General features: G+C 55.0%; 8 protein-coding genes. 5 read left to right on the top strand and 3 right to left on the bottom strand.

Going from position 1 to position 10,494, the window contains the following annotated elements; genetic code table 11:
* The first annotated feature begins 251 nt into the window (after positions 1 to 251).
* Together HK23_RS03390 and HK23_RS14705 are read left to right on the top strand one after the other, a co-directional pair.
* The gene (locus tag HK23_RS03390) at positions 252 to 1,646 is read left to right on the top strand and encodes a sugar porter family MFS transporter (RefSeq protein ID WP_086652865.1); all 1,395 of its coding nucleotides are present in this window, start codon (positions 252 to 254) and stop codon (positions 1,644 to 1,646) included.
* Positions 1,647 to 1,947: 301 nt separating this feature from the next.
* The gene (locus HK23_RS14705) at positions 1,948 to 2,430 is read left to right on the top strand and encodes a hypothetical protein (RefSeq protein ID WP_256940044.1); all 483 of its coding nucleotides are present in this window, start codon (positions 1,948 to 1,950) and stop codon (positions 2,428 to 2,430) included.
* A 418-nt stretch (positions 2,431 to 2,848) separates the two neighbouring features.
* Here the strand turns inward: HK23_RS14705 and HK23_RS03380 are convergent, their stop codons facing one another.
* Together HK23_RS03380 and HK23_RS03375 are read right to left on the bottom strand one after the other, a co-directional pair.
* Positions 2,849 to 4,369, bottom strand: coding sequence for an adenosine deaminase family protein (locus HK23_RS03380; RefSeq protein ID WP_086652864.1), 1,521 nt, complete (start codon positions 4,367 to 4,369; stop codon positions 2,849 to 2,851).
* 343 nt (positions 4,370 to 4,712) lie between these two features.
* A complete protein-coding gene (locus HK23_RS03375) occupies positions 4,713 to 5,738 on the bottom strand; it encodes a lysophospholipase (RefSeq protein WP_256940043.1) in 1,026 nt (341 codons plus the stop codon).
* Between the two features lie 218 nt (positions 5,739 to 5,956).
* Here HK23_RS03375 and HK23_RS03370 point away from each other — a divergent pair, with 218 nt between their 5' ends.
* Together HK23_RS03370 and HK23_RS03365 are read left to right on the top strand one after the other, a co-directional pair.
* A complete protein-coding gene (locus HK23_RS03370) occupies positions 5,957 to 6,172 on the top strand; it encodes a zinc-finger domain-containing protein (RefSeq protein WP_063907771.1) in 216 nt (71 codons plus the stop codon).
* A gap of 188 nt (positions 6,173 to 6,360) precedes the next feature.
* Complete coding sequence (locus HK23_RS03365) at positions 6,361 to 6,912, top strand: thioredoxin family protein (protein WP_086652863.1); 552 nt, start codon at positions 6,361 to 6,363, stop codon at positions 6,910 to 6,912.
* Positions 6,913 to 6,919: 7 nt separating this feature from the next.
* Here HK23_RS03365 and HK23_RS03360 read toward each other — a convergent pair whose 3' ends face one another.
* Positions 6,920 to 7,972, bottom strand: coding sequence for a glycosyltransferase family 61 protein (locus HK23_RS03360; RefSeq protein ID WP_179193777.1), 1,053 nt, complete (start codon positions 7,970 to 7,972; stop codon positions 6,920 to 6,922).
* A 237-nt stretch (positions 7,973 to 8,209) separates the two neighbouring features.
* Here HK23_RS03360 and HK23_RS03355 point away from each other — a divergent pair, with 237 nt between their 5' ends.
* Entirely contained in the window at positions 8,210 to 10,459 is a 2,250-nt protein-coding gene (locus HK23_RS03355) for a protein-disulfide reductase DsbD family protein (RefSeq protein WP_373270302.1), read from the top strand.
* The last annotated feature ends 35 nt before the right edge of the window (positions 10,460 to 10,494 follow it).

Below are 10,494 nucleotides of genomic sequence, written 5' to 3'. Positions count from 1 at the left end.
ATCCGCGTTTCGGTAAGGTTACATTCTGTATCTATCTGCTTTCGCACCGAGCAAAATTGCAAGTCTCTTTCATATGATCATTTTTCCTTTCGTTGCAGAGCAATATTTTCCAAAGAAAACAAAAACTTCCTTTGAAAGTGAGGGAACCAGAACCCCTGGCTGGATGTTACTGTTTGGGTCTCAAGACCCGATGTGTATTAGGACAAACTGCTTTTCAGGGAACGCAGTCATCGGGCTGCTGCAAGAGGATTATGAAAAAACGTAGTGAGGCAGACAGACTTATCACGAAAATCGTCATAGTCGTCACGATGGGAGCACTGGCCTTCGGGTATGACACAGGTGTTATTGCCGGCGCCCTCCCCTTTATGCAGCTCCCAATCGCTAAGGGCGGTCTGGGCCTCACACCGCTAACAGAAGGTCTGGTAACCTCAGCACTCGTGCTGGGTGCAGCGTTTGGCTCACTGATCTGTGGGATTATGGCAGACCGTTTTGGACGCCGAGACAGTCTGATGGCCCTCTCCATAGTGTTTGTCATCGGCGCGATTGGCACAGCACAGGCGCCGTCCGTTGCCGTTATGATTGTTATGCGTGCCCTTCTGGGCTTTGCTGTTGGCGGTGCTTCAGCTCTTGTGCCTATGTTTATTTCTGAAATGGCACCTCCAGGCCGCAGAGGACGACTGGTCAGCCAAAACGAAATGATGATTGTGACAGGGCAACTAGTCGCCTACACACTCAACGCGGGGCTGGCGCATTTTTCACAATCGCCGTCTATCTGGCGTACTATGCTGATGATTGCCGCAGTCCCTGCCATCCTGCTTGGGGTTGGACTTTTTTTCGTACCTCGCTCTCCGCGCTGGCTGGCTAGTCAGGGCCGCACGGAAGAAGCACAGCGCGTTCTGGAAGTTATTCGCTCTACGGATAGACAAGTCCGACAAGAAATGCGGGCAATCTATACAGCTGTGGATGATGATGCGGAACAGATTGGCTGGCGTCAGGCTTTTGGGGAAATCTGGATCCGCCGTCTGCTGATGCTGGGCGTAGGGCTCGGATTTACGGCCCAATTTACCGGCGTTAATGCGTTCATGTATTTCACCCCCATTATTCTGCGCAATACAGGGCTGGGCACGGAAGCCGCGCTGATTGCAACCATTGGAGATGGTCTGGTTGCCGTAGGGGCAACTTTCGCCGGGATCTGGATGATCGGGAAGTTTCCTCGCAGGGTTACACTTTTAAGCGGCCTATGCGGTGCGATCTTAGCCCATATTGGCCTTGGAGCAACCTTACTGTTCCTAAAGGGTACAGCTGTAGAAAGCTATATGGCGCTTGGATTCATCCTTCTGGCCTTGCTCTTTATCCAGATGATGGTCTCACCCCTTTACTGGCTGCTGATGTCTGAGTTGTTTCCTATGCGAGTGCGCGGGGTCCTGACAGGCCTGTCAGTATCATGCCAGTGGATTTTCAACGCTACAGTGGCCTTTCTCTTCCCTATCCTCCTGCACTCTGTCGGACCGAACACATTTTTTGTTTTCGCGCTCATCAATGTGATGTCGTTCTGTTTCGTGGCACGCTTCTTGCCAGAAACAAAAGGTCTCTCACTGGAAAAACTGGAAACCCATCTTCAGACTCACCTTTCTCCTAATACTTAAAAAATGCAGAGTTTTTTTCAGTATGGGATGAAGCAACCATCCGTTTCAGTGACGATATTGGAAAGATGACTTGCCTCCTTCGGGTTGCCATAAAAGGTTTTGGCAACCCGAAGGGTGGATTTTCTCTCAAAAGTTTTTTCGGCTAATAATCAAAAATATTTTCAAAGCCATTTTTCTAAAATTCTTTCCTACTGCATAAATTATTTATTCCTTAGACAACTTTCATGCTGCGTCACGCGTTGTAAAAGCCGTTCAGTAGTCTTTTGGTTCTGCCTAAGACATGACAGAAAGTGGTATCCTTATGATTGCACGTCTTTTCAGGACTACGATCGGCGGCGCTCTCGCCTCTACCGGAGCAGCCCTTGTCCTCAGCCGCGTCAGGACCGGTTCTTATGGTCCTGGTGTAAACTGCACTGCACATTGGCTTTATGGGAACAAAGCTGCGGACGTGAATAAGCTGGATGCTGCTCACTCCCTTACGGGCATAGCAACAAATACAGCCGCCGTTCTTTTCTGGAGCTGGTTCTATCATAAAGCCTTGGGACGGCAGCCGAAGATGATGCGAGCTCTAATTGCGACAGCCGCGCTCGGACCTGTATCCTGTCTAATAGACTACAAGGCCACACCAAAACGCTTTACGCCGGGCTGGGAACTTGTATTTTCACGCACCGACATGGCCATCATCTATTTAGCAATGGTCCTTGGTATGCTCTCGGGAACTTTCCAGACATCGCCCTCTTGTGAAAAAAGCGAAAGCTCCAAGACAGGACGTGTTGTCAGTTAGCCCCGATGACAGCGGCAACGAAGTTGCACAGAAGATTGATTTCAGCTTGTCATAGCGCGTTGCAATCCCCCGCTCTTCAAGCTTTTCGATAAAGGGATCGGCGTCATAAGCCTTGTTTGCGATGACGGTTTCGGGATCGACTTCATCGAGGAATGGCATGGATTTTGGTGGTTAGTCCGTCACGGGACCGTTCGACGGTATCGATACAGCACGACTTCGGTAAACAGGTGGTTATCCGCAACCTCCCTACCGACATGACCTTTGCGACCCGTGAGAAGATCTTTTATCGACACCCACGGATCATCGCTCAGACCCTACCGTGCATTCACACTCTCCCCGTCCATAAAAGGGGAGAAAACATCACAGATCAAACGGGAGTAGAAGCGGCATAATCCTCCCGTTTAACTGACGACACGCCTTAATCAGCCAGTAACGGGTTATGAGCAACCGCAGCTTCAAACCCAGTGAAACTCTTTTCAAGGTCAAGTTGAGTCCGGGCTTTTTCACTTTGCGCTGTGAAGTCCTGACAGGTTTTGCTTGTCAGGTCCTGACAAGCTGGCACCACATGTCCATCGGCCCAAAGACTTTCTCCCGGTATAAAAGAATAGATGAGGCCGTTGCGTGATAGCTCTTTCATGTCCTGATAGCTCAGAGGCCATGTCGTCGCGGCGCGTAGATACTCCTGCGTCAGGTCCCCACGGGATACGCCCTCATCGTCAGTAGACAGCGCAACAGGCACACCGGCTCGTCTGTACAGAGCAAACGGATGAGATTTTCCCTTAACATTCAGAATAACGTCATTACTCGTCAGGTTGATTTCAACCATAACCTTTTTCTGTGCCATCTCTGCCAGCAGGTCAGTCGCATCCTGTTCCCACGCAATATCAATGCCGTGTCCGATACGACGTGCATTCGCAATTTCTACTGCCGAACGAATGTGATGGGCCAGTCCTTCTGGCGGAACCAGACCGGGGGTGAGTTCACCCGCATGCAGGCTCAGTTTCACATCGGGATACTGCGCATTGAGCGCCTGAAACATGCGCATATGCTGATCATAATCCCGCATGGCTATCACATTATCTTCGGGCGCAACGATATTTACCCCAACAAAACGCGTATCCGTCCGCACAACCTCATACCCGGCATAGAGCTGTGCAAATACAACAGAGGGCTGAAAAGTACGCACGGTCTGATATAAATACCGCACTTTCACACCACACCCCGGGTGCGCCTGAGGGGTCCCGCACTCCAACACATGCTGAGCCTGCTGTTCCATCTCATCGGTCTCGTGCCGGACATCTGCGACCAGTTTAGGCAGAAGAGGCTTGAGCGCCTGTTCAGCCTGCGGATAATTTTCATCCTTGAGGGGATGCGTCATTCCGGCAGCAATCATGCCACCCAGACCAGGCGAAATCATCAGTTCAACATAATGCACATGGTCTAATGCCGCCCGGTCTTTGACTTCTGCCAGACTATCCCCTGCATGCTTTTGCGTGATGGGGAAAAAACGGTTGAAGGTTGCAAAAAAATGGTCATGCCCTGAACGATCATTCGCAGTGGGCACAAAATCACGCATGGAAAGAGCATCAATCATACCATTTTCCGCATCCGGATTGGCTGACAAGGCCGCTGCCGGCACCTCCCCTTTATCATGCCCTGTGCAGCCATGCGGCAGAATCTGGCCATGATCCAACGCCACGCACGCGCCATCCTGCGCAGCCCATTTCAAATAGCTTTCCGCATAAATGGCTCCGACCATGTGATTATGAAGGTCAGCCCCCTTGGGAAACTGGCGCAGGAAGAGCGCAAGACGGGCGGGGTCTGACTGGAGTGTTGTAAAAATATGTGCCGTTTTCTGCTCATCTGTTGTTTGCGCCAGACATAGGGTGGCGGAAAAAGGCAGAATTGCGCAGGCCAGAAGCAAAGAGCGGAAAAGCATGAAGCACCATAGATGGAGGAATTGACAGGTTCGAGATAGCAGCCCGGAGAAGCCCGAGAGAGCATTTTTACAGTATAATGATAAAATACGCTCTTGTCGCAACCGTAACTAATGTCACAGTCCATTTTCTGCGCAGCCCCTTACTCCGCTGGCGCTTTGACAAGAGAGGTATAGAGAAGATCAACACGCAGCTACTTTTTAGATCTCTGCCGGAGACTGCCTGCTCTCTTTCAGAAGAGTTTCCTTGATGCCCTCCAGATCATCGTCTGTCAGAATCCGATACATTTTGGGTTTCTGAATGAGAGCCTCATATAAAGGAACTTTGGAAATATTGCAGAGAGCCTTACTGCACGAGCCTATCCAGCATTGCAGGCAGAACAGGCAGTGGCACATCCTGTTTTTCAGCTCCCGCTTCCCCTACTCCGGTTGCCAGCCATGCAGCAGCAGCGCTGTCTCCGCCGGAAGGAAGCCAGTTTTCCGGCGTGTTTATCCAGCTCAGAAGATCCTGCATGACACGCGCCCCCTGCCGATCTCGCAGCAGCAGGTGATGCCCGCCAGAGATAAGGTCCAGCCGTGTTCCCGCAGGCATTCTTTGCCAGACAGGCACCATGGCGGTGGGCGGAACAAGCTGATCATGGTCGCCATACACACACAACACAGGTCCATGCAGCCGTGGGGCTGCGAGTGCCGCCTGCTTCATCAACGTCACAAGGCCTTGCAGGGCTTGCAGCCGCGTGGCGCGTAGAGTCAACGGGTCATAATACAGGCGAGCCAGCGCCATGATGTTGTCACTGGCCACCTCATGCACGGGGAGTTCCCGTCCTGTTACAAGAGAGTTTGGAAACAGCTGCGCCATAACGCGCAACGGTAAATCTGTTGCCCAGCTAAAATTCCACACAGCAGGAGCAAGTAGAATGGTGCCTGCAACATGCGGCGCATCAGGCTGCGCCATCAGCTGCATCAACACCGCACCTCCCATACTTTCACCCACCAGATAAAGCGGCGTCTGCGGATAGGCCTGCTGAAGCTGCACGACTTCATCACGCACATCTTCCACCATCCGTGTAGTTCCCGCCCAGCCGCCTCGCTGAGGGGCCTGCCCGAACCCGCGTTGATCAGGCGCGACAACCGTCACCCCATGAGCGGCGAAAAACGGGGCGGAAGACTCCCACGCATCCCGGCTGTCATTAAACCCGTGTAGTGCCAGCAGAATGGCGCGAGGCTGCGCAGCAGGCCAGAGACGAGCCGGAATTTTCGCCCCGTCCGAAAGTGTAAAAATCTTCTGCGGCGCGACCATCTGCCCTAGCTGCGCAAAACGTGCCGGAGGCTTTGGCACAGGCGGCAATGTTGTACTGCACGCCGGAAGCATTAGCGTCCCGCAGGCTACCAGACACGACAGCACGACTTTTCTGAGCGTATGGAACACTGATCTGCTCACGCGGATGGGAAGGAAGAAAGCATGGAAAAGCACATTTCAACCCGCTATCATTGCTAACAGATCCGCGCCAGTCAGGACTGATCCGGACTGAAAGCATGATGCGCCTTTGCGGACACACTACCCTGCCTTAACACCAAGGATGTGCCTCCATGCTTCTTCAAGCTGCCAACCCTGTTCCGCGCCCCCGGCTGGGGCATATTGAAACTATTGTGGTCGACCATCGCAAAGTGGCGTGTGATGGCGGCCTGGCCGCGTTGGGGCATCCCCGCGTGTGGCTTGCCATTGGCGGGCATCAGACTGTTTGCCCGTACTGCTCCCGCCTGTTTGTGTTGCAGCCCGGTGCATCAGACGCAGGCCAGCATTAAGACACAAGTCCCATCCATTCATACACTATTCTTTTGCGTGAATTTATTTTTGCACGTATTTAATTGACATTTATTGGGCCTTCTCAATACATATTCACTCAGCAGTTCTGCTGCCTGACACGCTGTGTGTTGCGCGCCTTTTAACCGAGGCAGCAGCACCTGATTAGATTAAGCAAGGATCCTTCTGCATGCGTTCTACCGCTTTTTTCCGCGCCCTGCTGCTGGCAACAGTTCTGGCTGTCCCGACAGTCGTTGGTCTGGCGCAGCCTGCTGCGGCACAAAACGCGGTTTCCGGCACGGCAAACGGCCCTGTGCCTCAGATTGGCTCTGCGCCGATTACAGCGGTCGCGCATCCTTATGCCGCACCAGATGGCGCGCAGGCTGCTGTGGACGCCGCCTTTGCAGAAGCCCGCAAGACAGGCCGGAAAGTGCTGATTGATTTTGGGGCCAACTGGTGCCCGGACTGTCGCGTTCTGGCGGGTGTGCTAACGAACCCGGCTGTCAGCCCGTGGGTTGATCAGACATTTTCCGTTGTGTCCGTGAATGTCGACCACTTTAACAAGAATATGGATATTGCCAAAAAGTTCGGCATTACCATTAAAGCCATTCCGGTCGCTCTGATCGTCACGCCGGACGGCAAGGTGCTGAATGGCGATGAAACACTCGCCTTAGGTGACGCGCGCCGTATGTCTGGCCAGGCAGTTGTGGACAAGCTGGCAGCGTGGGCCAAACGCTCCTGACCGGAGATCAGACAGGCGGCAGGTACTGCTCTATCTGGTCCAGTTCGCGCAGAACTGATCCTATATCGAGAGGTTTTTCAGACTGCGCAACATGGTCGTCGTCCTGCTGCCCTGTAGGCATCAGCTTCCCCCAGTAAAGCAGGCCGGCCTGCATGCCCATCAAAAGATTACAAGGGTTCTGGTGATGTTCGGCCACCAGTTCAAACATCACGGTACCGGGCTGGCACCAGACACAGTTGGCCATTCCAGACCCCAGTTGCCCCATAATCAATCTGGCGCGCCTGAAAGTCTGAATCTGTTCGGCCGCCGACAGATTTTCTGCCCGGACACATAAAAACCCCCGCGCCTGCAATGCCGCTGTTAGCTCGGCTTCGTTCGGGATTCTGCGGTTACTGGCAGGACCGCGTTCAATAAAAATGCGCAGATCTCGCGGGCCAGTGGAGGGCTGCGCCGCTGCGAGAGAGTCGTAAGCTGCCCGAGAGAGGGGCGAGACCGAAAAATCTGCCGCCCCACGTACATAATCTGCATAGAGCACCCGGCGGAACGCATATTGTTTGCCGTGCTCCGTCGGAATGCCCTTTTGAGCATCAAACCCGGACAGAGCCAGCGTATCGGCCTGCCAGGAGCGCATGCTTGCAGGCAACATGAGCCGTGCATCCTGATGCCCGGTTATGCGCAACGCGTGCAAGGTTGGCAGCGTATGGGAGAGCCAATGGTAATAATTACTGTTCCAGTGATCACAACAAACTGCTGCAGGCGTAGATTCGTCTGGCACCGACACCAAATCCTCAGGCCGCACCGTCAGCGTCGCGACAACCGCAGGGTCCTGCACATAGGCCGTTTCAAGCAGCGGTTTTCCGTCCTTAAGAAAAACCATCAGGGAGCGATCCAGCACAACATCCCGCAGTTCGTACAGACGCAGCGTTACCGGCTCGGAGACCCACCCTCGGAACACAGAAGTTTCACCTGTTTCCAGAACGCCGCCATTTACCAGAGACACAGGCACTCCGGGAACAGTTTCCAAAACGGTCACACGGCTGGCAACGTCTTTAAGGCTCATCGTACTCGTGTTGACTGTGCGCCGGAATAGTCTCCTGAAAAAGCCCATTGGTCCCTGCTCTTCTTTCTAGCCTGTCCAGAATGCATGATCGCGTTTTCTCTCCATCCTACCGTATTCTGGTGCGGCTCTGGTGACAAATTCCGGTACGTCCATTACCGCGTTCTATGCCATCAACAGACCATGCTATGATGCGTTACCTTTCCAGCCCCCTCTCGCTCTTTTTGTCTGAGATCCTGCATGCCTCGTTTTTGCTCTTCCCCTCCTGTTCTTTCTGCCTCAGCAGCAAACCGTTCCGCTCGTGCGCTGACACACCTCATGGTGCGCTGCCTGTGGGGACTGGTCCTGATGTTCGCGGTTGGCGCAAACCTAAGCGGGGGTGATCTGGCAAGCGGATGGCAGTCGGCAGACGCAGCAGAAAGCGCGCCGGTTTCCACCACCGGGCACAGCGTCGCCACCCTGATAACGGACACAGACACAACAGATGGGAAGGCCCCGCTACATGTTGCTCTGAGGCTGAAACTGCAGGACGGCTGGCACACCTACTGGCGCAACCCCGGTGACGCGGGAGAAGCACCGGATGTGACCGTGACGGCAGAGGGCGGCACAAGCGGGAAAGCCTCTACCATTCTGTGGCCAACGCCACACCGCATTCCCGATGCCTCGCTGATGTCCTACGCTTATACGGGCGACGTTGTACTGCCCATGGAACTGGCTCTCCATCCGGCGGAGGGGCAGGCGCCCAGCCCAACAACCCTGAAGGCCCATGCAAGCTGGCTTGTGTGTGAAAATGTCTGCGTGCCGGAAGAAGCTGATCTGGCCGTAACCTTACAGCCGGGCCCGGCTCACCCCTCTGCCGAAGCGCCCCTGTTTGCTGCGGCGGCAGAGGCCACACCCGTGCCCTCCCCTTATGCTGCCACCGTCTCGGCAGATGGCACGTTGAGCATCAAGGGTAACGACCTTTCCGCCCGCTCCGTACAGGATGCGTGGTTCATGCCGGATGAGCCGGGGCTGATTGATCAGGCCGCTGCTCAGAAAGTTGCTGTGCAGGACGGGGGTCTCACCCTGCATCTTAAGCGCCTGCCAGACTTTGCTTCCACACATCCCCTCAGCGGATTGCTGGTTTTGAAAGATGCAGCGGGCAGTGAAAGAGCTTTATCTCTCACAGCCAGACCAGTTCCTGCTCTGGCAGGCGCAGCGTCCACAGTCAGCCAGAGCGCAACATCCTCCCCGCTCGCCAGCACGTTGACGCAGGCCGGATTTTTGCAACAGGTGGTGTTTGCCTTTCTGGGCGGCATGATCCTGAATCTGATGCCGTGCGTCTTCCCCATTCTGGCCATGAAAGCTCTTTCTCTCGCGCGACTAGGTAAAGCCGAACGCCGCACACAGGTCACGAGTGCCGCCTGCTACAGTCTGGGTGTGATGGTGACGTTTCTTGTCCTGGGGGGCGTAATGATGGGCTTGCGTGTGGCTGGTGCAGCGGCAGATTGGGGCTTTCAGTTTCAGTCTCCCCTGTTTGTCACACTGGTGACCTGGCTGCTGTTCGCCATGGCGCTTAACCTGCTGGGCGTGTTTGAATTTATGCCTGTCTCGGCAGGGAGTTCCCTGACAAGCCATGCCCATGGCCACTGGCATGATGTGGTTACGGGCATTCTGGCCGTGGTGGTCGCCACGCCCTGCACGGCTCCGTTCATGGGGGTTGCCATTGCCGGGGCGCTCTCCGGCCCGCCTGCAATGGGACTGATTGTTTTTGCCGCCATGGGCCTAGGACTTGCTGCTCCTTATCTGCTGCTGACCACCATACCCGGACTGGCCGCGCGTCTGCCCAAACCCGGCGCATGGATGCAGTATTTGCGCCAGTTTCTCGCGTTCCCGCTTCTGGGCTCCTGCGTGTGGCTGCTCTGGGTGGCATCGCTGGAAGGCGGGGCGTCCGTTGTGCTGCTGCTGGCGACAGGGCTGGTGCTGCTCGGCTTTGCGGCATGGATTTATGGCGTGGCACAGGTGCGACTTATTCAGCAGGGACATACGCGCACCAGCACGGCTTTACATGGTCTGGCTCTGCTGGGGCTTCTGGCGGCACTGGCGCTCGTTCCAGCCCTGCGCCATGAAAGTGCAGCACCAGCCGCCAGCGGTAGCCTGACCACCGGGCTGCCCAAAGGAACGGAACCGTTTTCCGAAGCACGACTGAAAGAACTGCACGCCGCAGGCAAACCCGTTTTTGTGGATATGACCGCAGCATGGTGCATCACCTGTCTGGTCAATGAGCGGGTGGCACTGGATATTCCCAGCACGCAGGCCGCGTTTGCAGCCCGTGGTGTGACAGTACTGCGGGGAGACTGGACCAATCATGACCCCGCCATCAGCGCATTTCTGAAAGCGCATGGACGTGACGGCGTACCGTTCTACCTCTATGTGCCAGCCAACGGCCCGGAGGTCGTGCTGCCGCAGATCCTGACACCGGGACTGGTTGCAGGCACGGTGGCGAAATAGCTTCATTATCCCGTATGGAAAGTTCCACCCGGAAC

Source organism: Acetobacter malorum (assembly GCF_002153605.1).
GTDB lineage: Bacteria > Pseudomonadota > Alphaproteobacteria > Acetobacterales > Acetobacteraceae > Acetobacter > Acetobacter malorum_A.
The sequence above is the reverse complement of the archived record's forward strand: the minus strand, read 5'-3'. Positions and strand labels throughout refer to the sequence as shown.